The sequence below is a fragment of the Micromonospora sp. BQ11 genome, from assembly GCF_052068135.1.
Lineage (GTDB): Bacteria > Actinomycetota > Actinomycetes > Mycobacteriales > Micromonosporaceae > Micromonospora.
In genome coordinates this window covers 188,862-215,719 of the sequence record NZ_JBQHDB010000010.1, presented here as the reverse complement: position 1 = coordinate 215,719, position 26,858 = coordinate 188,862, and the positions used below count along the sequence as shown (strand labels likewise).

23 protein-coding genes are annotated in these 26,858 nt (G+C 73.3%); 17 read left to right on the top strand and 6 right to left on the bottom strand.

Annotated elements, in window-relative coordinates; translation table 11 throughout:
* The first annotated feature begins 28 nt into the window (after positions 1–28).
* Positions 29–931: a sulfurtransferase gene (locus tag ACTMSW_RS21795; protein ID WP_441182497.1), complete on the top strand. Its 903-nt coding sequence runs from the start codon at positions 29–31 to the stop codon at positions 929–931.
* A gap of 12 nt (positions 932–943) precedes the next feature.
* On the opposite strand, the gene ACTMSW_RS21790 is transcribed toward ACTMSW_RS21795, so the two are convergent.
* A complete protein-coding gene (locus ACTMSW_RS21790) occupies positions 944–1,549 on the bottom strand; it encodes a TetR/AcrR family transcriptional regulator (RefSeq protein ID WP_441182495.1) in 606 nt (201 codons plus the stop codon).
* Between the two features lie 108 nt (positions 1,550–1,657).
* Here ACTMSW_RS21790 and ACTMSW_RS21785 point away from each other — a divergent pair, with 108 nt between their 5' ends.
* The 9 genes from ACTMSW_RS21785 to ACTMSW_RS21745 all read left to right on the top strand — a co-directional run bounded on the left by ACTMSW_RS21785 (position 1,658) and on the right by ACTMSW_RS21745 (position 16,734).
* On the top strand, positions 1,658–2,854 hold the full coding sequence (locus ACTMSW_RS21785) for an FAD-dependent oxidoreductase (RefSeq protein WP_441182493.1): 1,197 nt from the start codon (positions 1,658–1,660) through the stop codon (positions 2,852–2,854).
* Positions 2,855–3,102: 248 nt separating this feature from the next.
* A complete protein-coding gene (locus ACTMSW_RS21780; protein ID WP_441182491.1) occupies positions 3,103–4,890 on the top strand; it encodes an HSP90 family protein in 1,788 nt (595 codons plus the stop codon).
* Positions 4,891–4,894: 4 nt separating this feature from the next.
* Positions 4,895–7,801, top strand: coding sequence for a hypothetical protein (locus ACTMSW_RS21775; RefSeq protein ID WP_441182489.1), 2,907 nt, complete (start codon positions 4,895–4,897; stop codon positions 7,799–7,801).
* Between the two features lie 99 nt (positions 7,802–7,900).
* Positions 7,901–8,515: a TetR/AcrR family transcriptional regulator gene (locus ACTMSW_RS21770; protein WP_441182487.1), complete on the top strand. Its 615-nt coding sequence runs from the start codon at positions 7,901–7,903 to the stop codon at positions 8,513–8,515.
* Between the two features lie 174 nt (positions 8,516–8,689).
* Positions 8,690–10,057 (top strand): acetyl-CoA carboxylase biotin carboxylase subunit, encoded by a 1,368-nt coding sequence (locus tag ACTMSW_RS21765; protein ID WP_441182485.1) that lies wholly within the window; start codon positions 8,690–8,692, stop codon positions 10,055–10,057.
* Positions 10,058–10,201: 144 nt separating this feature from the next.
* On the top strand, positions 10,202–11,122 hold the full coding sequence (locus tag ACTMSW_RS21760; RefSeq protein WP_441182483.1) for a hydroxymethylglutaryl-CoA lyase: 921 nt from the start codon (positions 10,202–10,204) through the stop codon (positions 11,120–11,122).
* Positions 11,123–11,240: 118 nt separating this feature from the next.
* Complete coding sequence (locus ACTMSW_RS21755) at positions 11,241–12,773, top strand: acyl-CoA carboxylase subunit beta (protein WP_441182482.1); 1,533 nt, start codon at positions 11,241–11,243, stop codon at positions 12,771–12,773.
* 68 nt (positions 12,774–12,841) lie between these two features.
* The gene (locus tag ACTMSW_RS21750; protein WP_441182481.1) at positions 12,842–13,990 is read left to right on the top strand and encodes an acyl-CoA dehydrogenase family protein; all 1,149 of its coding nucleotides are present in this window, start codon (positions 12,842–12,844) and stop codon (positions 13,988–13,990) included.
* 137 nt (positions 13,991–14,127) lie between these two features.
* Positions 14,128–16,734 carry an ATP-binding protein gene (locus tag ACTMSW_RS21745; protein WP_441182480.1) on the top strand — a complete coding sequence of 869 codons (2,607 nt, stop codon included), beginning with the start codon at positions 14,128–14,130 and terminating at the stop codon, positions 16,732–16,734.
* Positions 16,735–16,932: 198 nt separating this feature from the next.
* Here the strand turns inward: ACTMSW_RS21745 and ACTMSW_RS21740 are convergent, their stop codons facing one another.
* Positions 16,933–17,445 (bottom strand): MarR family winged helix-turn-helix transcriptional regulator, encoded by a 513-nt coding sequence (locus ACTMSW_RS21740; protein ID WP_441182479.1) that lies wholly within the window; start codon positions 17,443–17,445, stop codon positions 16,933–16,935.
* Between the two features lie 101 nt (positions 17,446–17,546).
* On the opposite strand from ACTMSW_RS21740, the gene ACTMSW_RS21735 reads away from it, so the two are divergent.
* Entirely contained in the window at positions 17,547–18,128 is a 582-nt protein-coding gene (locus ACTMSW_RS21735) for a YceI family protein (protein ID WP_441182478.1), read from the top strand.
* A 303-nt stretch (positions 18,129–18,431) separates the two neighbouring features.
* Positions 18,432–19,910 carry a glutamate--cysteine ligase gene (locus ACTMSW_RS21730; protein WP_441182477.1) on the top strand — a complete coding sequence of 493 codons (1,479 nt, stop codon included), beginning with the start codon at positions 18,432–18,434 and terminating at the stop codon, positions 19,908–19,910.
* Between the two features lie 30 nt (positions 19,911–19,940).
* Here ACTMSW_RS21730 and ACTMSW_RS21725 read toward each other — a convergent pair whose 3' ends face one another.
* Positions 19,941–21,200, bottom strand: coding sequence for a hypothetical protein (locus tag ACTMSW_RS21725; protein ID WP_441182476.1), 1,260 nt, complete (start codon positions 21,198–21,200; stop codon positions 19,941–19,943).
* Positions 21,201–21,311: 111 nt separating this feature from the next.
* On the opposite strand from ACTMSW_RS21725, the gene ACTMSW_RS21720 reads away from it, so the two are divergent.
* Positions 21,312–21,989: a PASTA domain-containing protein gene (locus tag ACTMSW_RS21720; protein WP_441182475.1), complete on the top strand. Its 678-nt coding sequence runs from the start codon at positions 21,312–21,314 to the stop codon at positions 21,987–21,989.
* Positions 21,990–22,326: 337 nt separating this feature from the next.
* Positions 22,327–22,959: a PASTA domain-containing protein gene (locus tag ACTMSW_RS21715; protein WP_441182569.1), complete on the top strand. Its 633-nt coding sequence runs from the start codon at positions 22,327–22,329 to the stop codon at positions 22,957–22,959.
* A gap of 9 nt (positions 22,960–22,968) precedes the next feature.
* Here ACTMSW_RS21715 and ACTMSW_RS21710 read toward each other — a convergent pair whose 3' ends face one another.
* Together ACTMSW_RS21710 and ACTMSW_RS21705 are read right to left on the bottom strand one after the other, a co-directional pair.
* The gene (locus ACTMSW_RS21710) at positions 22,969–23,406 is read right to left on the bottom strand and encodes a hypothetical protein (protein WP_441182474.1); all 438 of its coding nucleotides are present in this window, start codon (positions 23,404–23,406) and stop codon (positions 22,969–22,971) included.
* Positions 23,407–23,504: 98 nt separating this feature from the next.
* Positions 23,505–23,792, bottom strand: coding sequence for a hypothetical protein (locus ACTMSW_RS21705; protein ID WP_441182473.1), 288 nt, complete (start codon positions 23,790–23,792; stop codon positions 23,505–23,507).
* A gap of 627 nt (positions 23,793–24,419) precedes the next feature.
* Between ACTMSW_RS21705 and ACTMSW_RS21700 the strand changes: the two genes are divergently transcribed.
* From ACTMSW_RS21700 to ACTMSW_RS21690, 3 genes are all read left to right on the top strand, one after another.
* Positions 24,420–25,301 carry a helix-turn-helix domain-containing protein gene (locus ACTMSW_RS21700; protein WP_441182472.1) on the top strand — a complete coding sequence of 294 codons (882 nt, stop codon included), beginning with the start codon at positions 24,420–24,422 and terminating at the stop codon, positions 25,299–25,301.
* Positions 25,271–25,492 (top strand): DUF397 domain-containing protein, encoded by a 222-nt coding sequence (locus ACTMSW_RS21695; RefSeq protein WP_441182471.1) that lies wholly within the window; start codon positions 25,271–25,273, stop codon positions 25,490–25,492. Before ACTMSW_RS21700 ends, ACTMSW_RS21695 begins: the two co-directional genes overlap by 31 nt.
* 203 nt (positions 25,493–25,695) lie before the next feature.
* Positions 25,696–26,106 (top strand): hypothetical protein, encoded by a 411-nt coding sequence (locus ACTMSW_RS21690; RefSeq protein WP_441182568.1) that lies wholly within the window; start codon positions 25,696–25,698, stop codon positions 26,104–26,106.
* Here ACTMSW_RS21690 and ACTMSW_RS21685 read toward each other — a convergent pair.
* Entirely contained in the window at positions 26,071–26,670 is a 600-nt protein-coding gene (locus ACTMSW_RS21685) for a hypothetical protein (RefSeq protein WP_441182470.1), read from the bottom strand. The two genes, ACTMSW_RS21690 and ACTMSW_RS21685, sit on opposite strands and share 36 nt — an antisense overlap.
* Positions 26,671–26,858: the final 188 nt, after the last annotated feature.

Sequence of the window (26,858 nt, the reverse complement as noted above, 5' to 3'; positions counted from 1 at the left end):
GCCCTCCATCCGGCGTACCTTGGGGATCATGTCTGTGCCGAACGATCCCGATCCCCGACTCCAGCCGTACGCGGACCCGCAGCGTCTCGTCACCACCCAGTGGTTGGCCGAGCACCTGGGCGACGAGGGCCTCGTCGTCGTCGAGTCCGACGAGGACGTGCTGCTCTACGACACCGGTCACATCCCGGGCGCCGTCAAGGTCGACTGGCACACCGAGCTGAACGACCAGGTCACCCGCGACTACCTCGACGCGGAGAGCTTCGCCGAGCTGTGCGCGGCCAAGGGTATCGGCCGCGGGGACACCATCGTCTTCTACGGCGACAACTTCAACTGGTGGGCCGCGTACGCCCTCTGGGTCTTCTCGCTCTTCGGCCACGCCGACGTGCGCCTGCTCGACGGCGGCCGGCAGAAGTGGATCGCCGAGGGGCGGGAGTTGACCCGGGACAAGCCGGCCCGGTCGCGCGCCGATTACCCGGTGCCGCAGCGCGACGACGCGCCGCTCCGCGCGTACCGCGAGCAGGTCATGGCGCACGTCGCCGCCGGCCGGCCGCTTGTCGACGTGCGGTCGCCCGGCGAGTACACCGGCGAGATGCTGCACATGCCGGACTATCCGCAGGAGGGCGCGCTGCGCGGCGGCCACATTCCCGGTGCGGTCAACAAGCCGTGGAAGTCCGCCGCCAACGAGGACGGCACCTTCAAGTCGGCCGACGAGCTGCGCACCATCTACGCCGACCAGCTCGGGCTCGACCCGTCCGACGACGTGGTGGCGTACTGCCGGATCGGTGAGCGTTCCAGCCACACCTGGTTCGTGCTGCGTCACCTGCTGGGCTACCCGCAGGTGCGCAACTACGACGGCTCGTGGACCGAATGGGGCAACCTGGTCCGGGCTCCCGTCGTGAAGGGCGACCAGCCCGGGGGCCTGTCCCGCTGACGAAGGGGCCGGTCAGTCCCGGCTGCCCGTCAGGTAGCGCTGGATGGTCGGCGCCACCCAGGCGACCAGTTCCGCCGGGTCGGCGTCGACCATCGGGGGTAGGCGCAGCACGTAGCGGGTCAGCGCCAGCCCGAGGATCTGGCTGGCCACCAGCCCGGCCCGCCGGGGTGCCTCGGTGGGGTCCTGCGCGAAGCGGGACACCGCCGTGCTGAGCTGGTCGGCGAAGATGCCGCGCATCCGTTCCGCCGCGCCCGGGTTGGTGCTGGCCGTGCGCAGCAGTGCCACCAGCGTCGCGTCGCCCTCCCAGCGGTGCAGGAAGTGCCGCACCAGCACCTCGCCGACGGCGTCCGGTGCCACGCCGGTCAGGTCGGGCAGGCGCAGGTCGAACTCGGCCGCCGCCGCGAACAGATTCTCCTTGCTGACGTAGTACCGCATCACCATCGACGGGTCGATCCGCGCGTCCGCGGCGATGGCCCGGATCGTGGCCCGGTCGTATCCGTCCTCGGCGAAGCGGTCCCGGGCGGCCCGCAGGATCGCGGCCCGGGTGACGTCGGAGCGGCGGGCGCGGGGCGGCGCGGTGCCGGAGATGTCGGCGCGGACGGGCGCGGCCTCGTTCATGCCCACGACCGTATGCCAACACCTGTTGACGTGCCAGTGCCGGTGCGCCTAGCGTGGCCAACAACAGTTGGCCAACACGTGTTGGCACGACGGTCGACGGAGGTGCCCATGCTGCCGGAGGAGACGGACGTACTGGTGGTGGGCGCCGGGCCGACGGGGCTCACCGCCGCCCTGACGCTGGCCCTGCGGGGTGTCCGGGTGACCGTGGTGGACCGCCTTCCACGACCGCCGGTCACCTCCCGGGCGGCGGTCGTGCACGCGTACACCCTGGAGGAGCTCGACCGGATCGGCGCCGGCGCCCCGCTGGTCGCCCGAGGGATCCGCTCCCGGAACTTCACCGTGCGCGACCGCGACCGCGTGCTGCTCACCGTGCCGTTCCACGCCCTGCCGTCGGTGCACCCGTACGCGCTGATGGTCTCCCAGGCGGTCACCGAGGAGGTGCTCACCGACCGGCTCGACGCGGCCGGCGTGCGGGTGCTGCGGCCGTACGAGATGGCCGACCTGGACCTCGACGGCGCCGGCGCGGTCGCCACCTTCGGCGGTGGCGCAACCGTGCGGGCGCGGTACGTCGTGGCGGCGGACGGGATGCGCAGCACCGTGCGGGAGCGGGCGGGGATCGCGTTCGTCGGACCCGCCGGTGGGGCGGAGTCCTTCGTCCTCGCGGACGTGCGGGTCACCAGCTCGCTGCCGTACGACGAGGTGTCGCTCTTCCTCGACCGGGCCGGCCCGCTGGTCTGGGCGCCGCTGCCCGACGGGGTGGTCCGGCTGGTGGCCGCGGTCGACGAGGCGCCCGCCGACCCGGACGCCGCCTACCTCCAGGCGCTGCTCGACGAGCGCGGCCCGACACGTCGACCGCACCGGATCCGGGAGGTGCTCTGGGGGTCCCGCTTCCGTCTGCACCACCGTGTCGCGGCGACCTTCCGGACCGGCCCGGTGCTGCTCGCCGGCGACGCCGGCCACGTGCACAGCCCGGCCGGCGGGCAGGGCATGAACCTCGGCATCGTCGACGCCGTCGACCTCGGCACCACCCTCGCCGACGTGCTCGCCGGAGGACCCGAGGCGCTGCTCGACGGGTACGCGGCGCGGCGCCGCCCGATGGCCGAGGACGTGGTGGCCTTCGCCGACCGGCTCACCCGGCTCGCCGCCGTGCCGCCCACCACCCGGCCGGCCCGGAACCTGCTGCTGCGTGTCCTCTCCGGCCTCCCGCCGGCCCGGCGCCGGATCGCCCTGCGCCTCTCCGGCCTCTCCCACCGGCCGGCGATCACCCCCGAGCCGGCCCCAGTACACGCCAGCCCGCCCCCGTGACCCCCGCCCCCGCCCCTCCCCGCCCCCGCCCCCTCCGCGGCGATCTTGCAGTTTCGGTCGCCCTTGTGTGGCTTGTGCACCGTTTCGTCCCGACGGAAAGTGCAAGATCGCGGGGGATGGCGGGTCGAGGGTCGAGCCGGTCGACGGTCCGGTCGGGTCGACCGTCCATCCGGCGGCGAAAGGGGGACGCGCGTGCCCGGTGATCGTCGGTACGGTGGGCGCCGGCATCGAACCGGGGAGCACACTGCGTGGACCACACCTTCCAGGTCGACCTCCGTGGCGTCGTCGACCTGCTCAGTCACCACCTCTACGGCAGCCCGCGCGTCTACGTACGCGAGCTCATGCAGAACGCGGTCGACGCGATCACCGCGCGGCGGGCGACCGATCCCGGCGCGCCCGCCTCGGTCCACATCGAACCGCCGGAGCGGACCGGCGACGGCACGCTGCGGGTGCACGACACCGGCATCGGCCTGACCGAGGCGCAGGTGCACGAGCTGCTGGCCACCATCGGCCGCAGCTCCAAACGGGACGAGCTGGGTTTCTCCCGCCACGAGTTCCTCGGCCAGTTCGGCATCGGCCTGCTCTCCTGCTTCCTGGTGGCCGACGAGATCCGGGTGGTCACCCGGCACGGCGACTCCCCGACGGTGCACTGGACGGGTCACTCCGACGGTCGGTACGCGGTGACGCTGGCCGCGCCGGACGAGGGCCGCGCCGAGCAGGGCACCACGGTGACGCTGGTGCCCCGGCGGGACGCCGAGCAGTGGTTCGCCACCCCCACCGTCGTGGACCTGGCCCGCATCTTCGGCGCCCTGCTGCCGGTCGACGTCCGGGTCGGCGACGTGGTGACCACTTCCGGCCCGCCGCCGTGGCCGACCACCCCCGGCGCGCCGGTCGACCGGCCCGCCCTCGTCCGGTACGCCCGCGAGCACCTCGGCTACGCCCCGTTCGACGTGCTGCCGCTGTCGGTGCCGGAGGCCGGGCTCACCGGTGTCGCGTTCATCCTGCCCACGCCGGTGAACCCGGCGGCGCGCGCCGGCCACCGCGTGTACCTCAAGCGGATGCTGCTCACCGAGAACGCCGACGGTCTCCTGCCGGACTGGGCGTTCTTCGCCCACTGCGTGGTCGACGCCACCGAGCTGCGCCCGACCGCCAGCCGCGAGGCGCTCTACGAGGACACCCTGCTCGCCGCCACCCGGGAGGCCCTCGGTGACCAGGTACGCGGTTGGCTCGTCCGGCTGGCCCGGCACGATCCGCGCCGGCTCGCCGAGTTCCTCCAGATCCACCACCTCGGGGTGAAGGCGCTGGCCGTGCACGACGACGAGATGCTGGGCCTGGTCGACCAGTGGTGGCCGATGGACACCAACGTCGGCACGCTCACCCTGGCCGAGTTCCGGCAGCGGCACGGCCTCGTCCGGTACGCGGCCAGCCTCGACGAGTTCCGCCAGCTCGCCGCCGTGGCCGCCGCCCAGGACCTGGCGGTCGTCAACGCCGGCTACACGTACGACACCGAGCTGATCGAGCGCCTGCCGACGGTGGACCGGTCGGTGCTCATCGAGCGGCTGGAGCCGAGCGACCTGACCACCCGCTTCGAGAGCCTCGACCCCCAGGTCGAGCTGGCGCTGCGGCCGTTCGTCGCCGCCGCTCAGGGTGCGCTGGAGCGGTCCGGGTGCGAGGTGGTGATCCGGGCGTACGACCCGGTGTCCCTGCCCGCCCTCTACCTGGTGAGCCGGTCGGCGGCGTTCAACGACCAGCTCGCGGCGAGCCGCGACAAGGCCGACGAGCTGTGGGGCGGCGTACTCGACGCGCTCGCCTCCTCGACGCCCCCGGACCGGCCGCAGCTGGTGCTCAACCACCGCAACCCGCTGGTCCGGCGCATCACCACCCTGGCCGACCCGGAGCTGGTCGGTCTCGCCGTCGAGGCGCTCTACGGCCAGGCCCTCCTGCTCGGCCACCACCCCATCCGCGCGGCCGACGCCGCCCTGCTGAACAGTTCCTTCCTCGGCCTGCTCGGCCGGGCCGTACCGGGACGGGAGTGAGGTCATGAGCGACGAGGACCTGTGGCGGGTGCTCCGCCAGATCGAGGGCATGCCGTACGGGGCGGGGCAGGTCGCCGCCCTGGAGCAGCTGCTGCGCCGGGTGGACGCGTCCGACGACCGGCACCTGGCGTTCGTGACCCGGATGCAGGCGACCACCGCGTACACCTACGGCGGCGAACCGGCGAAGTCCTTCGTGACCTTCGCGTGGTGCCTGTCCGAGTTCGACCGGGACCCGCAGCCCTACCACCAGCGCCACACCCACCAGCTTCTCTGGCACTTCAAGTACATGGTCAACGGCATGCTGAAGTTCCCCGAGCTGCCCCTGGACCGCACGTACGCGGTGCTCGACGACATGGAGCGGCGCTACCGCACGGCGGGCCACAGCCTCCAGGCCGTCCACAAGCACCGGTTCCGGGTCGCCGACCACGTCGGTGACACCGAGGCGGCCGAGCACTGGTACCGGCTCTGGCAGAGCACCCCTCGCGACGAGCTGTCCGACTGCGCCGGCTGCGACCCCACCTCCACCGTCAACCACCTCGCCTCCACCGGCCGGGACGAGGAGGCCGTCGCGCTGGCCGAGCCGGTCCTCGCCGGCCGGCTGTCCTGCACCGAGCAGCCGCAGACCATCCTCACCGCGCTTCTCATGCCGTACCTGCGTACGGGCCGCTTCGACGCGGCGCGGGACGCGCACCGGGAGGCGTACCGGCGACAGCGGGGCAACCTCTCGGACCTGTGGGAGATCAGTGACCACGTCGAGTTCTGCACGCTGACCGGCAACGAGGCCCGGGCCGTCGAGATCGTCGAGCGGCACCTCGACTGGCTCGACCGGGCGCCGTCACCGGCCGCCGCCATGCACTTCGCGGCCACCACCGCCGCCGCGCTCCGCGGCGTCGGCGACCTCACCCTGCACCGGCGTGCGGCCGGTGACCGCCCGGCGGGAGAGGTGAGCGCCGCGGAGCTGGTGACCGAGCTGACCGCGCGTGCCACGGCCCTCGCTGCCCGCTTCGACGATCGCAACGGCACCACCCGTCAGTCGGAGTGGATCGCGCAGCGGCTGGCCGTCGCGCCGACCGGGGAGCACGTGCCGCTCTCGGCCAGCCTCCGCCGGCCCCGCCGCCCCACCGGGACACCGTCGACGCAGGCGGGACCGGCGTCGGCACCGGCCGGGTCGGCGCACCCGGTGACGACGGCGCGGGCCACCGCCGCCAGGGTCGCGGACCGCGTACCGGCCGTGCCGGTGCCCGCCGACGCGACCGCCGCCGACCTGCTCGACTTCGCCGACGAGCGCCGGCGCTCCCACGACCTGGCGGGCTTCCGCGCCGCGCTGGCCGCCTGGGACGAGCGGTTCGCCGACGCCGACCTGCCGGCCCCGACCGCGGCCCATCGCACCGAGCTGCGGGCCGCCGAGCTGAGCGACGCCGAGGACGTGCCGGGAGCGATCGCCGCGCACCGGGCCGCGCTGGCCGCCTGGCGGGAGCTGGGCGACGAGGTCCGCGCGCAGGTCGTCGCCGCCCGGCTCGGCGTGGACCTCGCGTCGGCGGACGAGACCGCAGACGAAGGGATGAAGCTGCTGCGGGCCGCCGCCGACGTGCTCGACGTACGCGGTGACGCCCGGCAGCGGGCCTTCGTCCACGACCTCACGGCACTGGCCTTCATGGAGCGCCAACGCTGGTCCGACGCGTTGGAGGCACTCGACCGGGTGCCGGCCGGGGCGGGCGACGACGCCCATCTCGACGCCCGGGTGGCGCTGCACCGCGCTCGGGCTCTCGACCAGCTCGACCGCGCGGAGGAGGCGCTGGTCGAGGCCGGGCGGGCGCGCCGGCTCGGCGCCGAACTGGGCGCCGCCGACCTCACCACCGCGGCCTGCCTGGCGTACGCGGTGTGCGCCCAGGACCCGGCCGACTCGGTGACCGCCTGCGACGACGCCCTCGCCGTCGCGCCGGACGACGCGCTGCTGTCGGTACGGCTCACCCGGGCCCGGGCGCTGATGGCCGCCGACCGCGCCCCGGAGGCGGTGGACGACTTCGTCGAGGCCGTGACGCTCTGCGTCGAGCGGGGCAACCCCGGGGACGCCTTCCTCCGGTGGGAGCTGGCGAACGCGTACCGGGCCGTCGGCAGGCTGGGCGAGGCGGCCGAGGTGGCCGAGGAGGCGGTCATCGGGCTGGACCGGCTCGGCGCGCAGGCCGAGGCGGACCGGTGCCGGCACCTGCTGGCCGGCATCTACGAGGGGCTCGGCGAGATCGACCCCGCGCTCACGCTGCTGGAACAGCTCGCGACGAACCTGGACTCGCCGGACAACCTGCCGCACCGGGCGCAGGTGCTCGAGGAGGCGGGCGGCATCCTGTTCGACGTCGACCGGGACGCGGTGGCCGCGCAGCGGTTCGCGGCTGCCGCGACGGCGTACGGGCAGGCCGGAATGGCCGTCGACGAGCTGCGCGCCCGTCGCCGGGAGGCGTCCGCGCGGTACTGGGCCGGGGACGTCAAGGCAGCCGTCGACACCGTCGAGGCGGCGGATCGGCTCGCGGCCACGCTCGCCGCCCAGTCCGACCCGGCGCCGGTGGTGACGTACGAGCTGGCCCTGCTCGCCGAGCACGGCGCGCGGGTGCTCACGGGTGCCGGCCGACTGGTCGAGGCGCTGGACCGGCTCGACGGGGTGGCCGGGCGGCTGCGGGCGATCGAGGCGTTCGGCGAGGCCGCGCAGGTGGAGACCTTCACCGGTGAGGTCCTGCTCCGCCTGGAGCGACCGGCCGAGGCGGAACGACTGCTCCGCGAGGTGCTCGGCGGACTCCCCGCCGGCTCCCGCCCGGCGCAGCAGACCGCGTGGCTGCTGGCGCGGGCCCTGGACGACCTCGACCGCGGGTCGGAGGCGGCCGCGCTGCGCGAGGAGCACGGCATCGACCCGGACGACTGATTCCGTACGTCCGGGTCGGTTGCGGCTGCCCGCACCGGCCCGGACGGCCGCAACCGACCGGTAACCCATGCACCCGACGGTGCGGTCTACGCTTGCCCCGTGACGGTGGAGCAGCAGGCGCGGGGCGCGACGGGGCCGGCTCGGCGGCGGTCCCGCAAGGACGAGATCCTGGAGATCGCGGTCGGTCTCTTCGCCTCGCGGGGCTACCACGGCGTCTCGATGGACGACATCGGCGCGGCCGCCGGCGTCACCGGCCCGGCGCTCTACCACCACTTCGCGGGCAAGGAGGCGATGCTGGCCGCCGCGCTGATCCCGGTCAGCGAGGGGCTGCTCGCCGGTGGCCGGGAACGGTCCGCCGGCCAGCCGGACGACCCGCGCGCCGCTCTGGAGTCGCTGATCGACTTCCACGTCGAGTTCGCGCTCGCCAATCCCGCCGTGATCGCGCTGCATCTGCACGAGCTGGACCGGTTGCCGGAGGAGCCGCGCCGCCGGATCCGCCGGCTCCAGCGGCTCTACGTCGAGGAGTGGGTCACCACGCTGACCGCACTGCACCCGGGCCTGCCCGACGGCGAAGCGCGGGTGCTGGCCCACGCCGCGTTCGGCCTGATGAACTCGACGCCCTTCCTCGGCGGCGAGGTGGACCGTCGGCGCCGCGCCGAACTGCTCCGGGGCGCCACCCTGGCCGCTCTCCTCGCGCCGACCGCCCGGGCCTGATCGCGCGCCGGCCGGTCTCCACCGGCCGGCCGCGCCCGCCTCTTCGGTGTTAAGCGGGGGCCCTTCCTCTACACGAGGCGTTAAGCGGGGGCCCTTCCTTGCGTCCGACTCGTGAGTAACGTGCCGGTCGTGATTCCCTGTCTTCCGTCCCGACCCCCGGACGCTGGAGGAAACATGATCGAGTCGCTGCTGGTCGCCAACCGGGGCGAGATCGCCCGCCGGATCATCCGTACCGCGAAGCGGCTCGGGATCCGCGCGATCGCGGTGCACTCGGAGGCGGACGCCGACCTGCCGTTCGTGACCGAGGCCGACGAGGCGGTCTGCGTCGGCCCGGCCAACCCGGCGCAGAGCTACCGCAACGTCGAGGCGATCCTCGCCGCCGCCAAGTCGACCGGCGCACAGGCCATCCACCCCGGCTACGGCTTCCTGTCGGAGAACGCGGACTTCGCCCGTACCGTCGAGAGCAGTGGCCTGATCTGGGTCGGCCCCGGCGCGGACGCGATCACCGCGATGGGCGACAAGATCAACGCCCGGAACCTGATGGCGGCGGCCGGCGTACCGGTCGCGCCCGGCACCACCGACCCCGCCGCCGACCTCGCGGCGGCGGTCGCCGCCGCGACCGAGATCGGCTACCCGGTGATGGTCAAGGCCGCGGCCGGTGGCGGTGGCATGGGCATGGCCGTGGCCAACGACGAGGACCAGCTCGCCACGGAGTACGACAAGGTGCGCGCGTTCGCCGAGCGGATGTTCGGCGACGGCTCGGTGCTCATCGAGCGGTACTTCCCCCGGGTGCGCCACGTCGAGGTGCAGATCCTCGGCCTGGCCGACGGCCGGGTGGTGGCCCTCGGGGAGCGCGAGTGCTCGGTGCAGCGGCGCAACCAGAAGCTGGTGGAGGAGTCCCCGTCCCCGGCGGTGTCGCCGGAGCTGCGGGAGCGGTTCCTGGCGGCGGCCGTCCGCGCCGGTGAGGCGGTCGGCTACCGCAACGCGGGCACGGTCGAGTGCCTGTTGGTCCCGCGTGAGCGGGACTTCGAGGGTGAGGGCTCCCGGTCCGAAGAATTTTTCTTCCTGGAGATGAACACGCGGCTCCAGGTCGAGCACCCGGTGACGGAGCTGGTGTACGGCGTCGACCTCGTCGAGGAGCAGTTGCGCGTCGCGGCCGGTCTCGCGCCGACCTTCGACCCGGACGCGCTCGCCCCGCGCGGGCACGCCATCGAGCTGCGGATCAACGCCGAGGACCCGAAGCGCTTCCTGCCCGGTCCCGGCGCCATCCGGACCTGGGTCGAGCCCACGGGTGAGGGTGTTCGGGTGGACTCCGGCTACGTCGAGGGCAACACCGTCACGCCGTTCTACGACAGCCTGATGGCCAAGCTCATCGTCAGCGGCGCCGACCGGGCCGAGGCGATCGAGCGCGCGAGAACGGCCGTGGCCCAGTTCCAGTTGGTGGGCCCGAAGAACAACCTCCCGTTCTTCGCCGAGCTGCTGGAGAACGAGGAGTTCCTGACCGGCGACTACGACACCGGCATCGTCTCCCGCATGCGCTGACCCCACCTGTCCCGTCTCACTCCGTTGATCATGAAGTTGTTGCCGCGACACGCCGATGCCGCGGGCGACAACTTCATGATCAACGAGGTGGGAGCCGGGGGTGGCATGCTGGGGGGAATCCCAGGATCAGTGAGGTGAACCCTTATGGCGGGACTGCCGGAATTCGTGTCGATCCGTGAAGTTGGGCCGCGGGACGGGCTCCAGAACGAGGAGCCCATCCCCACCGACGCGAAGGTGCGGCTGCTGGACGCGCTGTCGCGTACCGGTGTGCGGCGGATCGAGGCGGTGTCGTTCGTGCACCCCAAGGCGATCCCGCAGATGGCGGACGCCGACGAGGTGTGGCGGCGGGCGGAGAAGGTCGACGGGGTGCGCTACTCCGCCCTGGTGCCCAACACCCGCGGTGCGCAGCGGGCCCTCGCGGCCGGGTTCACCGAGATCGAGGTGGTGGTCTCGGCCAGCGACACCCACAACCGGCGGAACGTCAACCGCTCCACGGACGAGTCGCTGGACGACATCGCCGAACTGATCGACCTGCTGCACGGCGCGGGCGCCCAGGCCGAGGTGATCGTGGCGACCAGCTTCGGCTGCCCGTACGAGGGGGACACCGACCCCGCGCGGGTCGCCGCGATCGTCGACCGGGTCGTCCGGGACGGCGCGGACCGGGTGGCCTTCGGCGACACGACCGGCATGGGTACGCCCCGGCGGGTCCGCGAACTGCTCACCGCGGTACGCGACCGCAACGCCCACGTCCCGGTGCTGCTGCACTTCCACAACACCCGGGGTACGGCGCTGGCGAACATGCTGACCGCGCTGGAGCTGGGCGTGACGGAGTTCGACGCGAGCGTCGGCGGCCTCGGCGGCTGCCCGTACGCCCCGGGGGCCAGCGGCAACCTGGCCACCGAGGAGGCGGTGCACATGCTGCACGACATGGGCATCGACACCGGCATCGACCTGGACGCCCTGATCGAGGTCGCCGAACTGGCCGAGTCCCTGGTCGGCAGGACCCTCCCGTCCGGTGTCCTCCGCGCCGGCCCCCGCACCCGCCTCACCCCCCTCCCCACCTGACCGCCCGCCCCCGCCCGGGTGGGTCGCCGGTGGGTGGTTCGATGCGCTAGCCTAACGATCGTTCAGGTCGGTCGGTCCGCTCACGAGGCGACCGGCCCAGGCGGCTGAGGGAGTCGGCGTGACGCTCGACGGTGAGGCACTGGAGCAGCTGCGCAAGCGCGCCCGGGCCGGCGGTGCGGACAAGTACCACGCGGCGAACGCCGCCAAGGGCAAGCTCTTCGCCCGGGAGCGGGTCGCGCTCCTGGTCGACGAGGGCTCCTTCGTCGAGGACGGCCTCTACGCCAACGCGATGGCCGAGGGCCTGCCGGCCGACGGCGTGGTCACCGGCACCGCCACCATCGACGGCCGGCAGGTCTGCCTGATGGCCAACGACTCCACGGTCAAGGCCGGCAGTTGGGGCGCGCGCACCGTCGAGAAGATCATCCGGATCATCGAGCGGGCGTACTCCATCGGCGTGCCGATGGTCTACCTGGTCGACTCGGCCGGCGCACGGATCACCGACCAGGTCGACCTGTTCCCCGGCCGGCGCGGTGCGGGGAAGATCTTCTGGAACCAGGTCCGCGCCTCCGGGTCGATCCCGCAGGTGTGCGCGCTGTTCGGGCCGAGCGCGGCCGGCGGGGCGTACATCCCGGCGTTCTGCGACGTGGTGGCCATGGTGGACGGCAACGCCAGCATGTACCTCGGGTCGGACCGGATGGTCGAGATGGTCACCGGCGAGAAGACCACGTTGGAGGCGATGGGCGGCGCCAAGGTGCACTGCGCCGAGTCCGGCGTCGGGCACTTCCTCTGCAAGACCGAGGCCGAGGCCCTCGACGTGGTGAAGCGCTACCTGTCGTACCTGCCGGCGAACTGGCAGCAGGCGCCCCCGGCGGCGCCGGCCGCCGAGGCGTCCGGGAAGGTCGACCTCGCCGCGCTGGTGCCGGCGAGCGAGCGGCAGGCGTTCGACATGCGCCGGTACGTGAAGGGCCTGCTCGACGACGACAGCTTCTTCGAGATCCAGGCGCTGTGGGCCAAGGAGCTGACCATCGGTTTCGGCCGGCTGAACGGCGAGGTCGTCGGCGTGGTCGGCAACAACTCGATGTTCAAGGGTGGGGTGCTCTTCGTCGACTCGGCCGACAAGGCGACCCGCTTCGTGCAGCTCTGCGACGCGTTCAACGTGCCGCTGCTGTTCCTCAGTGACGTGCCGGGGTTCATGGTCGGCAGCGCGGTGGAGAAGCAGGGCATCATCCGGCACGGCGCCAAGATGATCACCGCGATCTCGGAGGCGACCGTACCGAAGATCTGCGTGGTGGTCCGCAAGGCGTACGGCGCGGGTCTCTACGCGATGGCCGGCCCCGGTTTCGAGCCGGACGCGACGATCGCCCTGCCCACCGCGAAGATCGCCGTGATGGGTGCCGAAGCGGCGGTCAACGCCGTCTACGCCAACAAGATCGCGGCCATCGCCGACGAGACCGAGCGGGCCGCGTTCGTGGCGGCGAAGCGCGAGGAGTACGAGCGGGACATCGACATCGTCCGCCTCGCCAGCGAGCTGGTGGTCGACGCGATCGTCGAGCCGCACGAGCTGCGTGCCGAACTGGTCCGCCGGTTCGCCGCCGCCCGGGGCAAGGAACGGCACTTCTCGAAGCGCCGGCACGGCGTCACCCCCGTCTGAGCCGGACCCGGCACCACCCGTCCCGGCGTCACGAGCGCCCGGCGGCCCATCCACGACAGGAGGATCAGATGGACTTCCGGCTCAGCGAGGAACAAGAGGCGCTGCGGTCCAGCGTGCGGGAGTTCGCCCGGGAGGTGATCGCCCCGGTCATCGGCGAGCACTACGAGAAGCACACCTTCCCGTACGAGATCGTCCGGCAGATGGGCAAGATGGGCCTGTTCGGCCTGCCGTTCGCCGAGGAGCACGGCGGCATGGGCGGCGACTACTTCGCGCTCTGCCTGGCCCTGGAGGAGCTGGCCCGGGTCGACTCCAGCGTGGCGATCACCCTGGAGGCGGCGGTCTCCCTGGGCGCCATGCCGATCTACCGCTTCGGTACGGAGGAGCAGAAGGCGCAGTGGCTGCCGAGGCTGCTCAGCGGTGAGGCCCTTGCCGCCTTCGGGCTGACCGAGCCGGGCACCGGCTCGGACGCCGGTGGCACCCAGACCCGGGCGGTGCTGGACGGCGACGAGTGGGTGATCAACGGTTCGAAGGCGTTCATCACCAACTCGGGCACCGACATCACCGCGCTGGTCACGGTCACCGCCGTGACCGGCACGCGCCCGGACGGCGCCAAGGAGCTGTCCACCATCATCGTGCCCTCCGGTACGCCGGGCTTCACGGTCGCGCCGGGCTACTCCAAGGTCGGGTGGACCGCCTCGGACACCCACGAGCTGACCTTCGACGACTGCCGGGTGCCGGCGGCGAACCTGCTCGGCGAGCGGGGCCGGGGCTTCGCCCAGTTCCTGCAGATCCTCGACGAGGGCCGGATCGCCATCGCCGCCCTGGCCGTGGGTCTGGCCCAGGGCTGCGTCGACGAGTCGATCAAGTATGCGAAGGAGCGCCAGGCCTTCGGCCAGCCGATCGGCAACTACCAGGCGATCCAGTTCAAGATCGCCGACATGGAGATGAAGGCGCACACCGCCCGGCTGGCCTACTACGACGCCGCCGCGCGGATGCTCGACGGGGAACCGTTCAAGCGGCAGGCCGCGATCGCCAAGCTGCACGCGAGCACCGTCGCGGTGGACAACGCCCGCGAGGCCACCCAGATCCACGGCGGCTACGGCTTCATGAACGAGTACCCGGTCGCCCGCTTCTGGCGCGACTCGAAGATCCTGGAGATCGGCGAGGGCACCAGCGAGGTCCAGCGCATGATCATCGCCCGCGACCTCGGTATGTGACGTACCCGTGCGGGGCCCGGGCCACCTGGTGACCGGGCCCCCCATCCCGCCGGTCGGTGTCGGATATCCGCAGCGGGCCGTCGGCAGGACGACGATCGGCTGCCGCCGGTCAGGGGTGCTCCGTACTCTTCGTGCCCATGACTCCCGATCTTGAGGGTTCGCGGAGCCCGGGTCTGCCCACCGGCCTGGCCGATCTGCTCCGCGGGCACCGGCTCGCCGCCGGCCTGACCCAGGCCGAGCTGGCGTCCCGGGCCGGCGTGGGCGTACGGACGGTCCGCGACCTGGAGCGGGGACGCGCATCGCGTCCCCAGCGCACCACGGTCGAGCTGCTCGCCGGGGCGCTCGGCCTGGTCGGCCCGGCCCGGTCGGCCTTCCTGGCCGCGGCGCGCGGCCCGGTACCGGCACCCCGGGCGGCCCCGGGCGGCCCGCCGCCGGTGGACGCGGATCCGCCCGCCGGTACGACCGTGGCGCTCCCACCCCCGGTCACCCTGGTCGGTCGGGAACGGGACGTGGCGGAGCTGGTCGGGATGTTGAGCGCCGATGCCGCGCTCCGACTGGTGAGCCTGGTCGGGCTGACCGGCGTCGGCAAGACCGCACTGGCCCTCGCCGTGGCTCACGCCGTCGCCCACTGGCATCCCGGGGGCGTGGCCGGCGTCCTCATCGGTGAGGGGTCGGACAGCGACGACGTGCTGGCCGCGTCGCTGGCGGTCTTCGGTGTGGCCCGGCTGCCGGAGCTGGCGGCCCACGTCGACGGGCGACCCGCACTACTGATCATGGACGCGGTGGAGCGGTCGCCGGACCCGGTCGCCGAGACCGTACGCCGGCTCACCGGCGCGGCGCCGTCGCTGCGGGTGCTGGTCACCGGACGCCATCCGGTCGGCCTTCCGGGCGAGCGGGTCCGCCCGGTCGCGCCGCTCGACGTACCGCCGACGGACGGTGCGGACGTGGCCGACTATCCGGCGGTGGCGCTCTTCACCGCCCGGCTGGCCCAGGTACGCCGGGAGCCACCCACCCCGGACGAGCTGCCGGCGCTGGCCGCGTTGGTCCGGCGCGTCGGCGGGCTGCCGCTGGCCATCGAGCTGATGGCGGCGCGGGCCCGGATCCTCGACCTCAACGAGCTGCTCGACCGGTACGGCGATCGGGTCCTCGACCTGGCCACGTCGTCGGGTGCGGCGGAGCGACCGGGTTGGGATCCCGCCGAGCCGGTGGCACCGGAGAGTGGACGTGCCGCGGCGGCCGAGACGCTGCGGGACGCGGTGGCGACCAGCTACCGGCTCCTGGCTCCGCACGAACGTGCGGCGCTGCGCCGGCTCGCGGCGTACGGCAACCGCTGGTCGGTCGAGATGGCCGAGGAGATGCTCGCCGACGACGGCGACACCGATGGCGCGGTGGCGGTCGACCCGGTACCGCTGCTGGACCGGCTCCGGGAGCTGGGGCTGCTGAGTGTCCGGGGGGCCGGGCCGTTCCGGTTCCGGCTGGTGGACGCTGTTCGGGACTTCGCCGCCGAGCAGGCTGCCGGAGCCGGGGAGTGGACCGCGATCCGTCGCCGGCACGCCGAGGTGCTGGCGCGGCTCGTGACCCGGACCGCGCCGGACCTGGTCGGTGTGCACCTGACCGCCGCGGTGCACCGGTTGGACGAGGTGAGTGGCGACATCAGCTCGGCGCTCGCCCATGCCGCGGTGGACGACCCGCACACCGCGCTGCGCCTGGCGGCGGGGCTGGCCCGCTGGTGGCGGTTCCGGGGGCGGGACGTCGCCGGCCGTCAGTGTCTGCGCCGGTTGCTGGCCGATCCGCGTACGGCCGATGCCGATCCGGTGCTGCGGGCCTGGGCGTCGGTCGGGGTGGCCCGGCTCGCCGCCGAGCACGGCGCGGGTGCCGAGGAGGTGTCCACCGCGCGGGGGGCGCTCGCCGCGTTCCGCGAGGCGGATGACGTCAACGGCGAGGTGGAGGCGCGGACGGTGCTGTGTGCGCTGCTCATCGGCATCGGCGGACACGACGAGGCACGGGACCAGGCGGAGACGGTGCTGACCCTGGCCGTCCGCAACGGGCGTACACGGGACATGGCGGTGGCGCAGAACAACCTGTCCTGGCACGAGATCCGGGTGGGTGACCTGGCCGCGGCGCGGCGGCGCCTGGCGGCGGTGGACCGGCTCGCCACGCAGTGCGCGGACCGGCGGCTGCGGGCGCTGGCGCAGGCCAACCTGGCCGAGGTGTCCCGCCTGCAGGGCCGGTACGCCGATGCGGTCGAGCAGGGCCGGCGGGTGCTGCGCGCGCTGGACGGGTTGGGTGATCCGGGACACCGCCGCCGGGTGCTCGGCACGATGGGCCTGGCACTCGCCCAGGACGGGCGGGCGGCGGAGGCGGCCCAGGTGCTGGCCGAACTGCGGCCGCCCGGGTCGCCGGTGCACCGGACCGACGGCCTCCACGGTCGCGATCCGGCCGCCGGCGCGCACGGTACCGGCCCGGCGGACGCCGTGTACGCGCTGATCCAGGGGAACCTGGCCCTGCACGGGGGCGACCGGGACCTGGCGGCAGAGTGGTTCGCGGCGGCGGCGGAACTCGGCGTCGGCGGGCAGGACCGGCGGGACGTGGTCGAGGCGCTGGTGGGGCTCGCCGCCAGCACGGGTGAACCGGCGGTGCTGGAACGCCTGGACGAGGCGTGCCGGGCGAGCGGTGTGCGGTTGCTGCCGCAGGAGGAGGAGTTGCTCTACGCGCTGGTCGCGGCCCGGCGGGATGCCCCGTAGGGCGGGCCGGGAGGTGGCGCGAGCGAAGAAGCCCCCTCTTGCTACCCCTTGCTCATCGCTCGCGCCGTCTCCCCCCGGTGCGTCCCCGCTGCACGAAGACTAGTCAGCGGCGGTGGGCCATCCCGTCCGGTTTGAGAGGTATCTCCCGCGCGGGTGATGGTTCTGCCGGTGTTTCTGCCGGTGGCTCGGCCGGGTTGCTCACCCTCCGGAGGGGGTCTCCGCACCCTCGGTGTGAACGGAGTCGGTGCTGCCGGCGGTGGCGCCGGGGTGGACGGCGTCCCGTACCCGGCGCAGTCCGTCGAGCAGGGTGCGCAGCGACTCGGGGTCGAACTGACCGGTGAACCACTGCTCGATGATCCGCAGGTGGCCGGGGAGGACCTCGTCGAGACGGTGCAGGCCGGCGGCGGTGACCACCGCGTACGAGCTGCGCCGGTCGGAGGGGCAGGCCCGCCGCGCGAGCAGCCCGTCGCGCTCCATCCGGTCGACCACCCGGGTGACGCCGCTGGTCGACAGGGAGGTCTGGGCGGCCAGGTCGGTCATCCGAAGCTGGTTGCCGGGGGAACGGGCTAGTCGGGCGAGCACCTCGAACTCGACAGGTGAGAGGCCGTGCTCCTCGAACTGTGCGGCGAACCGGGCCGACAGCCCGGCGTGCGCCTCCACGAGCAGGCCTACGGCGGTGAGCCGGGGGTCGTCGAACAGGTTCTCGTTCACCGGCTCATCCTAACAGTCATTGACACGGGGAATATTGTTCAGGCTATAGTTGCTCAGGCAGTCGTTGGGCTACTAAACAATCTTCTCGGAGGGCAGTTCTCATGACCAGCAGCACCGCACCGGTTACCCGCGACTGGGACGGCCTCACCATCCCCACCGCCGGCACCTACCTGCTGGACGCCGCGCACAAGCGCGTGGGCTTCGTCGCCCGGCACATGATGGTGAGCAAGGTACGCGGCGAGTTCGCCGACGCCTCCGCGACGATCACCGTCGCCGAGGACCCGCTGCAGTCCTCGGTCACCGCCACCATCCAGGCCGCCAGCATCGACACCAAGCAGACCGACCGGGACGCGCACCTGCGCAGCGCCGAGTTCCTGGACGCCGAGCAGTTCCCGACGCTGGAGTTCCGCAGCACCGGCGTGAAGTCCCAGGACGGCAACGAGTTCGTCCTGTCCGGTGAGCTGACCGTGAAGGGCGTCACCCGCACGGTCGACCTGGAGGTCGTGTTCGAGGGCGTCGGCCGGAGCCCCTTCGGCCAGGACATCTTCGGCTTCTCCGCCACCACGGAGATCGACCGCGAGGACTTCGGCCTGACCTGGAACGTCGCGCTCGAGACCGGCGGCGTGCTGGTCGGCAAGAAGATCAAGATCGAGATCGAGGGCGAGGCCGTCCGTCAGGCCTGACCCCCCTCGCACCGAAACCGGGCCCGCGCCGCACAGGCGCGGGCCCGGTGCCGTACGTGCCCCGGCCGGCACCGGCCCGGGGTGCGAATTGTCACGACCTGTTCGCCTCCGCCGGCCGGTGGAGTGGACTCCGACGGGGTAGTGATCCCAGCGCACGCGCGCCCCTCGTCCGCTCCCGGGTCGATCCGTACGATCATCGACTGCGGCCTCTGGTCCCGGCGAGGGGCACGCTCTTACCGTGGATGGTTCACAACGCGCTGCGGAACGGCACCGTTCCGACGCGCCACGCGCCGGGAGGACTACATGGGCAGGGACGTCGAGCAGGGCGCCTTCTCCCGCGAGGACCGGGTCCGCTACCGGCACAAGGTCCGGCGCTGTCTGGACGTCTTCGCGCTGATGCTGGACGACTTCGGGTTCGACGCGGACCGGCCGATGACCGGGCTGGAGATCGAACTGAACCTGGTCGACTCGGCCGCCGAGCCGGCCATGCGCAACGAACAGATCCTCGCCGACATCGCCGACCCGCTCTTCCAGACCGAACTGGGGCAGTTCAACCTGGAGCTGAACGCGCTGCCCCGGCTGATCGAGGGCACCGGTTTCGCCGACTACGAGCAGGACCTGCGCAGCAGCCTCTCCCGAGCCGACGAGCGGGCGGCCAGGTCGGACGTCAAGATCGTGCTGGTCGGCATCCTGCCCACCCTCACCGAGCGTCACCTGGTCGCCGACAACCTCTCCACCAACGAGCGCTACCGGGTCCTCAACGACCAGATCGTCGGTGCCCGCGGCGAGGACATCGAGCTGGACATCCGGGGGGTCGAGCGGCTCCGCACCCACACCGACTCGATCGCCCCGGAGGCGGCCTGCACGAGCCTCCAGTTCCACCTCCAGGTCGCCCCGGACAGCTTCGCCGACTACTGGAACGCCTCCCAGGCCATCGCAGGCGTGCAGGTGGCCGTCGGGGCCAACTCCCCGTTCCTCTACGGCCGGCAGCTCTGGGCGGAGACCCGGATCGGGCTGTTCCAGCAGGCCACCGACACGCGCCCGGACGAGCTCAAGGCACAGGGCGTACGACCCCGGGTGTGGTTCGGGGAGCGCTGGATCACCTCGATCTTCGACCTGTTCGAGGAGAACGTCCGCTACTTCCCTCCGCTGCTGCCCATCTGCGAGGAGGAGGACCCGGTCGAGGTGCTGCACGCCGGCGGCGTACCGGAGCTGGGCGAGCTGCGCCTGCACAACGGCACCGTCTACCGCTGGAACCGCCCGGTGTACGACATCATGAACGGCCGCCCGCACCTGCGGGTGGAGAACCGCGTGCTCCCCGCCGGGCCGACCGTGGTCGACATGCTGGCCAACGCCGCCTTCTACTTCGGGCTGGCCCGGGGACTGGCCGAGGCGGACCGGCCGATCTGGAGCCAGCTCACCTTCAGCTCCGCCGAGGAGAACTTCCACGCCGCCGCCCGACGCGGGATGGACGCCGTCCTGCACTGGCCCCGCCTCGGCGAGGTGCCGGTGACCAAGCTGGTCCTCGACGTCCTGCTGCCCACGGCCGCGACCGGCCTGGACCGGTTCGGGGTGTCGCCGGTCGAACGGGACCGGCTGCTGGGCATCATCGAGCAGCGCTGCCGTACCGGCCGCAACGGCGCGGTGTGGCAGACCGAGACGGTCTGGGCGGCCGAGCGGCACCGCGGCATGGACCGTGACGCCGCCCTGCACCACATGGTGCAGCGCTACGCCGAGCTGCAACGCGGCAACGAGCCGGTGCACACCTGGCCGGTCGACTGACCGTCGGCGGCGGTCTCCTCGCCGGACGGGTCAGCGGGGGCGGCGCGGCGCGCGGGGACGCCGGGCCGGCGGCGCGGCCTCGGGCGTGGTGTCCGGTCCGTCCCCGGTGACCGGCTCCGTGCCGGTGCGCTGCGCCGGGATCGTGGCGGTCGGTGCCGGTGCCGTCGGGCTCGCCGGCGGGTCCATGACGATCGGTGTGACCTCGACGGTGGCCGTCCCGCCGGTCGGGGAGGCGGTGCCGGGCCGCTCGTCGGCGAGGCCGTGGGGGCTCGCGTCCGCGCCGGTCGGACCCGTCCGTCCGTCGTCGTCCGGCGTACGCGCCTCGTCGCCGGGCGTCTCGTCGGGCGTCGACGTCTCGCCGGTGCGCTGCGGCGGAACCGTGGCGCGGGCGGCGGCCCGACGGGCGGCGCGCTGGGCGAGCGCGGCCACCAGGACCGAGCCGCCGACGCCGACGATCACGGCGTACGGGGCGATCAGGTGCGCCGACAGTTGCTGCGGGTCGATCGTGGTCAGCCCCGGCACGGCCACCAGGTAGGCGGTCGCCACGAGCAGTGGCCCGGCCGCCCCGGAGGCGGCGGCACCGATCCGGCGCTCGGCGTGGCGGGCGGTCCGCCGGGCGGCCAGTGCGCCGATCAGCAGGGCGGACCCGAGCGACAGCACCGCTCCGGGCCAGTAGAACCAGTCCCGGATCCAGTAGGCCGGATCGTTCGCGCTGAGCTGCCAGATGCCGAGCTGCGCGGTGGTCAGGCCACGTCCGGCGAGGACGCCGTCCAGCACCGCGACCACCGCGAGCGCCCAGAGCCAGCCGACCGTGGCCAGCACGTTGGTGGCGGCGGCCCGGGAGCGCAGGGCCCAGACGGCCGTCAGCACGCCGAGCAGCAGCCCGACCGTCGCGTACGTCGCCGCGACGTTCCGGGGCGACGAGGTCTCCGGTACCACCGCCACCCGGGCGGGTACGGCCACCAGCAGGACGGTGATCGACGCGCCGAGCCCGGCGGCCACCGCCAGGGCCACCGCCCCGAGCGTGTCGGAGGACGCGTCGGAGGTGTCGGGGTCGGTGGCGCGGTCCCGCAGCCATCGGGCGCAGACGGCGCCGGCGACGGTGGAGGTGGCGGCGATCCAGGTCGCCCAGATCAGACCGGCCACCCAGCCCGCCACGTCCGTGGTGCCCTCGGGCGGTGCCCAGTCGATGATGCCCAGGCCGTAGCCGAAGCCCAGCTGGGCGGCACCGGTGCCCGCAGCGACACCGATCGCGGTCGCGACCGATCCTCCCCAGCCCCGTCTGGCCATGCCGGGGAGCGTAACGCCCCTGGATCGGCGCGGCGAGTCGTGTCGGTGCCCCGTGACGCAGCGCGGTTGGGCGTGCCCGGTACGGTCGCCGGTGAGCGAGGCGGTGGCGGTATGACGGATGGAAACACGGTGCAGGGTGCCGACGGCGGAACGGGACCGGACCGGCTGACCCTGATGCTGGGTGGCGGGTTGGCCGTCGCGCTGCTCGCGGCGATCGGCGCGACCGGCGGCTGGTTGCTGGCCGGCGCGGACGACGAGGCGCCCGGGGGAGCGCCGGCCCTGGCGACCGCCTCCCCGAGCACCACCCGGTCGAGTGCCGCCCCACCCTCGGAGCGGCCCCGACCGACGCCACCGCGTACCACCGCGCCGGCCCCCACCGACGGGCTGACCGTTCCACCGGTGGTCGGCATGGATTTCGAGAAGGCCCGCGGGGAGCTGCGCGACCGGCGACTCGGCTGGCGGCTGATCTTCGGCTCGGGCACCGGGCGGACGGTGGAGCGCGCGTACCCCGAGGTCGGCCAGGAGGTGGCGCCGGGCCGGACGGTCACCCTCCACGTCAGTGGGTCGGCGCCCGCCGTCGAGGTTCCCGACCTGATCGGCGACAGCTGCCCGGAGGCGGCGGACGAACTGGTCGAGGACGGCTTCTATCCCGCCTACCGTCTGCGCAGGGTCGGCGTGGTCACCCGCCAGGACCCGGCTGCCGACAGTGCGGCGCGCTGGAACGACCGGGTGTCGATCTGGTGCGAGGCCCCGGCCTCCGGGACACCCACACCCACGCCGAGTCCCTGAGGCGGGGCGGCACGCCGTTCCCGGCCGTTCCGGCCCCGGGCCGCTAGGTTGACGGGCAGGGGCCGCGAGGCGCGCGCCGGGCCGGGAAGGGACGTGCGATGAGCGAGCGCAGCGAGCGAATCATCGGGCTCAGCGCGTCGGTGTCTCATGGCACCGCGGAGCGAAGCGCAGCGGTGGCATGAGCGAGCCGACGCCCAGGGAGTACGACGACAGCACCCGACCGCTCCCGCCCACCGGCCCGAGCGGGGCGGAGCCCGCCGACCGTACGCAACGGCTGCCGGGACCGGCCGACCGGACCGCCGCCGGACCACCGGCGCCGGAGGACGCGACCCGGCCGATGCCCCCGGACCGCGCGGCGCCGGTGGACCGCACCGCGCCCCTGCCGCCCGAGCGGTCCACCTCGCCGGCCGCCTGGTCCGGCCGGGCAGAGGTCCCGGGGCCACGGCCGGCGGACTACCGCGAGCCGGCCGACTGGTACGCCGAGGAGCCGGGCGGCCGGCCCTGGTGGCTGCCCATCCTGTGGGGCGTGCTGGCGCTGCTGCTGCTCGCGCTCGTCGGCGGCGGGTTGTGGCTGGCGCTCCGGTCCGCCGACGACGCGACGCCGGCACCGTCCCCCTCGCCGTCCGTCACCCGCGCCTCCCCGACCACCGGGGCGCCGACCACGTCCGCCGCCCCCACGAGCGGTTCCCCGTCGGCGTCGCCGACCGACGAGCCGGTGGAGGTGCCGATGCCGCCGCTGGAGAACCTGCCGCTCGAGACGGCGCAGGGGATCCTGGACCGGTCGGGCCTGGCGTACCGGGTGGAATACCGGACCTCCGACCGCCCCGCCGGCACCGTCCTGGAGACCGAGCCGGAGGCGGGTGAGCAGGTGCCCGAGGGGGAGGAGGTCACGCTGGTGGTCTCCCGGGGCGAGCGCACGCCCGACAGCCCGACGGTGACCCCGAGCGGGGAGCCGACACCCACCGACTGAGCGACCGGGTCACCACATCCGGCGTCGGGTGCCGACCAGGCCCAGCCCGGCCAGCGAGATGGCCAGCCCGAACACGCCCGACCAGAACAGCGACCGTCGGACGTCCTCCGCCGAGGACGGTGCGCCGTGTGCGACGTCGTGCGGTCCCGAGGACGGCTCCGTCGCGGGGCTCGCGGTACCGGGGTCGGCGCCCCCGAAACCGTCCGGTTCCGTCAGGGCGAACGGTTCCGCGAAGGGGTCGGTCCCGGTGTCGTCGGGCGGGTCCTCGTCGACCACGGTGATCTCCGGCGCGGGCACCGGCGCGGTCAGTTGGGTGGACGAGAGGGCGGGTTCCCGGACCACGACCACGAGAGCGGTCGCGACGCCGAAGAGCGCCAGGAGTCCGAGGGCGTAGGCGATGTTCCAGAGGTGGGGCCGCCGGGCGGTGGTGTGATTGACCATGGCCATCCCAGGTTCAGGGGCCTGGAGGCGCGGGATGGAACGTGCCGGGGTGGGCGTACCGATTCTATGGCCGCGGCACGCCCCCCGGCGGCCGATCGCGGAGGTCAGCCCACCCGGACGGGAGTGCGGACGACCGGCCGGCGTGGTGCGCGGACCGCGTGCTGACGCGGTTGCGGTGCGGTCTGGAGCGTCTCGAGCCCCTCCCGCTGTACGAAGATCGACCGACGGTTGACCGCGTCCCCCGATGCGTTCAACTCGTAGCCGTCGAGCCAGAACCAACCGTCGTAGGTCGGCCAGTCGAGGACCCGGATCACCCGGAAGGCGATGGGTCGGATGAACTGGACACTCGCCGCGCGAGTCACGTGCAGTACGTCACCGGAGCGGGGAAGCACATGGGCTCCTGGGAGGGTCGGCCGGCGTTGCGGGGCCGGCGGGGGCTGCGTGGGGGACGTTTCTCCTGCCCGGCGACGGGGTCGTGCCTCGTGGAACCGGCGTGCGGGCGGTGGTGGTCGGGCGGCTTGCCGCTGGTGGCGGGGCGCCACCCGACCAACACCCGGCTGCTCCGGGTGCCGCTCCCGCCGCCGCAGCCATCAGGCGTGCAGCGGTGGGGTCATCTCCCCGGAGCAGGTCTGGTTGTCGCTGGCCACGAGCCCTGGCCGACCCACGTCCGGAGCGCCGCGGGATCACCACGGCGGGGAAGCGGACGGAGACGGTGAGTTACCCGTGCCATACGCACAGAGTGCATCAGCGTCGTGCGGGATGCAAGTTGCACGTCGACTTTTGCCGATACGTGAGCGCCACGCGCGAAGCGACGCTTGAAGACGTTCGCATTTGGACGGCACACTGAGATCCGGTTTCGCCCGTCGCGGCCGGTCGACGACCCGCACCACTCCCTGCCGCGAACGCCCGCCCCGCCCCGCGCCGGGGACCCGGCGGGCGGACGACAGCGGCGCGTCCAAGGCGGAGGTGGCGGGTGACGGCCAGCAGCCAGTGGTCCGGAACGGACGGCGGGGCCAGTCGTGAGTGAGCGGCGCAGCCCGACCATCCGGCGGCGCCGGCTCGGCGCCGAACTGCGTCGTCAGCGGGAGGCGGCGGGGATCACCATCGAGATCGTGGCCGAGCAGCTGGAGTGCTCAGCCTCCAAGATCTCGCGGATCGAGACCGGCCACACCTCGGCCACCCCACGCGACGTGCGGGACATGCTCCGGATCTACGGAGTGGTCGGCGCCGAGAGCGACGAGCTGGTGCAGATCGCCCGGGAGGCCCGCCAGAAGGGCTGGTGGCACCCGTACAGCACGGTGCTGGTCGGCGCGTACGTCGGCCTGGAGGCGGCGGCCAGCTCGATCCGCGCGTACGAGCAGCAGGTGGTCCCCGGGCTGCTGGAGACCGAGGAGTACGCCGGCGCGATGATCCGCGCCGCGCGTCCCGACTTCACGCCTGAGCAGGTACGACAGCGGGTGCGTGTCCGATTGGGCCGTCAGTCGTTGTTGACCCAGGATGATCCGGTCGATCTGTGGGTGGTGCTCGATGAGGCGGTGGTGAGCCGGCCGGTGGGCGGGGACACGGTCATGCGTGACCAGCTCCGACGGCTGGTGGAGGTGGCCGAGCTGCCGAACGTGACGCTCCAGATCCTGCCTTTCGAGGTGGGAGCGCACGCCGGCATGGACGGGACCTTCACGATCCTCAGCTTCCCCGAGCCCGGTGATCCGGATGTCGTGTACGCGGAGAACGCCACGGGTGGGCTTTTCCTGGAGAAGAGCGACGAACTGCAGAAGTACAGCTTCATCTTCGATCACATCCGCGCCGCGGCCATTCGTCCGGAGGAGTCCGTCGCACACATCGCGAAACTGGCAGAGGAGCCGTTGTGGAAATGGCGACCAAGGGGTTCCCCGTGGACCTGACGCAGGCAGCCTGGTTCAAGAGCTCGAAGAGCGGGCCGAACTGCGACAACTGCGTGGAGGTGGCGTACGTGACCGGGGCCGTCGGGGTCCGGGACTCGAAGGACAAGACGGGTCCCGCCCTGGTGTTCAGCCCGGGTGACTGGCGGGCCTTCGTCGACGGCGCCAGGGACGGCGGCCTCGGCCGGGGCTGAGACCCGGCAGTGAGGTGCGGCGTGTGTCCCCGTACGGCCCCGGCCGTACGGGGACCGGTCGTGCCCGCATCCTGGATTCGGGGCGGGTGAGCAGGGACCGGCCGGGATTCCCGTCGCCACAACGCTCCCGTCTCGTTGTACCTCTGGAGAACGGCGCTGGTCGACAAACCGCGGATCGGCAACCGAACGAGGCAGGCGTGACGATGACGACGATCGGGTCAGACAACCTCACCAACGGACCGGGCAAGCCGGAAAGGTTCGGCGGCAAGTACCGCGGCGCACGCCGGGACACGGTGCTGACCGAGGTGGTGTCGACGGACGCCGAGGTCGGCGGCCGGGAGGACGGGCCCACCGCGCCGGAGCAGGCGACCCCGCCGTTGACACTGCCGTCGCTGGACCCGAACCCGCTCACCGAGCCGTCGTTCCCGACCGGCGCCTGGGCGATGGAACCGGCCGGCTCGCTGGCCGACCACCCGCTGCTGCGTGGGCTGCTGCTGGAGCTGCCCCCGAAGGGCAGCGTGCCGCCGCCCGGATGGCTGGACCGCTGGTTCGAGGCGACCCGGGCGATCCTGGAACTGCTATACGTGCAGGGGGCGGGCAGCCGTTCGCGGTGACGCCGGCTCCGGCATCGCCTGCTCCGCCAGGCGGCTGTGCCGGAGCGCGTGACGGACCCCGATGGCGGCGACGCCCAGGACGCCGACGGTGATCGCCGGCCCGCTCGCACCCGTCCGGGTCATCAGCTCCGGCATCGCGGCCACCACCACCGCCGGCAGGGTCGCCAGGCCGGTCACCTGCACGGGAAGCCCGATCAGCGGGTGCGCCGCGGCGGCCCGCAGGCCGTGCGGGGCCGGTGTGTCCGGTGCGGTGGCGAAGGCTCCGGCGCCGGCCCACAGGCGACGCATGCGTCGTACGGCGCAGATCGCGACGGCACCCGCCGGGACCACGGCGAGCGTGAGCCCGGCGGCGGCACGGTCCACGACCGTTCCGCCGTCGCTGGAGAGCCCGGCGACTCCGACCACGACCGTGAGGCCGAGGGCGGCCCCGGTCAGGGCGAGGACCTGTCCGGTACGGCGGCGCAGCGTGCGGGCCCGATCCAGCCGGGGCAGCCCGTCGGCCAGCGCACCGGCGGTGAGCCAGACGGCGGCGAGGGGCAGCAGGACGGCGAGATGACTCTCCATGCCGTCCAGCGTTTCCCGTTCGCCGCGGCGGCGAATCCGGGCCGAGCCCCCGTTGGTCCCGTAACCGGCCCCCGTAGGGGTCATCCCACCGGTGCTATGGGCAAATCGGCATGTATATCTTCCGCTTCACCGGGATCTACTCTCAGCTCGATCGGTACTCATCGATCCGCTCGTCACGAACGGGTGGA

Coding starts and splice junctions, on each gene's coding strand:
- ACTMSW_RS21720 (WP_441182475.1), top strand. CDS start 21,312: ATGACGGATGGAAACACGGTGCAGGGTGCCGACGGCGGAACGGGACCG.
- ACTMSW_RS21795 (WP_441182497.1), top strand. CDS start 29: ATGTCTGTGCCGAACGATCCCGATCCCCGACTCCAGCCGTACGCGGAC.
- ACTMSW_RS21765 (WP_441182485.1), top strand. CDS start 8,690: ATGATCGAGTCGCTGCTGGTCGCCAACCGGGGCGAGATCGCCCGCCGG.
- ACTMSW_RS21785 (WP_441182493.1), top strand. CDS start 1,658: ATGCTGCCGGAGGAGACGGACGTACTGGTGGTGGGCGCCGGGCCGACG.
- ACTMSW_RS21750 (WP_441182481.1), top strand. CDS start 12,842: ATGGACTTCCGGCTCAGCGAGGAACAAGAGGCGCTGCGGTCCAGCGTG.
- ACTMSW_RS21735 (WP_441182478.1), top strand. CDS start 17,547: ATGACCAGCAGCACCGCACCGGTTACCCGCGACTGGGACGGCCTCACC.
- ACTMSW_RS21745 (WP_441182480.1), top strand. CDS start 14,128: ATGACTCCCGATCTTGAGGGTTCGCGGAGCCCGGGTCTGCCCACCGGC.
- ACTMSW_RS21790 (WP_441182495.1), bottom strand. CDS start 1,549: ATGAACGAGGCCGCGCCCGTCCGCGCCGACATCTCCGGCACCGCGCCG.
- ACTMSW_RS21760 (WP_441182483.1), top strand. CDS start 10,202: ATGGCGGGACTGCCGGAATTCGTGTCGATCCGTGAAGTTGGGCCGCGG.
- ACTMSW_RS21695 (WP_441182471.1), top strand. CDS start 25,271: ATGGCGACCAAGGGGTTCCCCGTGGACCTGACGCAGGCAGCCTGGTTC.
- ACTMSW_RS21725 (WP_441182476.1), bottom strand. CDS start 21,200: ATGGCCAGACGGGGCTGGGGAGGATCGGTCGCGACCGCGATCGGTGTC.
- ACTMSW_RS21775 (WP_441182489.1), top strand. CDS start 4,895: ATGAGCGACGAGGACCTGTGGCGGGTGCTCCGCCAGATCGAGGGCATG.
- ACTMSW_RS21685 (WP_441182470.1), bottom strand. CDS start 26,670: ATGGAGAGTCATCTCGCCGTCCTGCTGCCCCTCGCCGCCGTCTGGCTC.
- ACTMSW_RS21730 (WP_441182477.1), top strand. CDS start 18,432: ATGGGCAGGGACGTCGAGCAGGGCGCCTTCTCCCGCGAGGACCGGGTC.
- ACTMSW_RS21710 (WP_441182474.1), bottom strand. CDS start 23,406: ATGGCCATGGTCAATCACACCACCGCCCGGCGGCCCCACCTCTGGAAC.
- ACTMSW_RS21690 (WP_441182568.1), top strand. CDS start 25,696: ATGACGACGATCGGGTCAGACAACCTCACCAACGGACCGGGCAAGCCG.
- ACTMSW_RS21715 (WP_441182569.1), top strand. CDS start 22,327: ATGCCCCCGGACCGCGCGGCGCCGGTGGACCGCACCGCGCCCCTGCCG.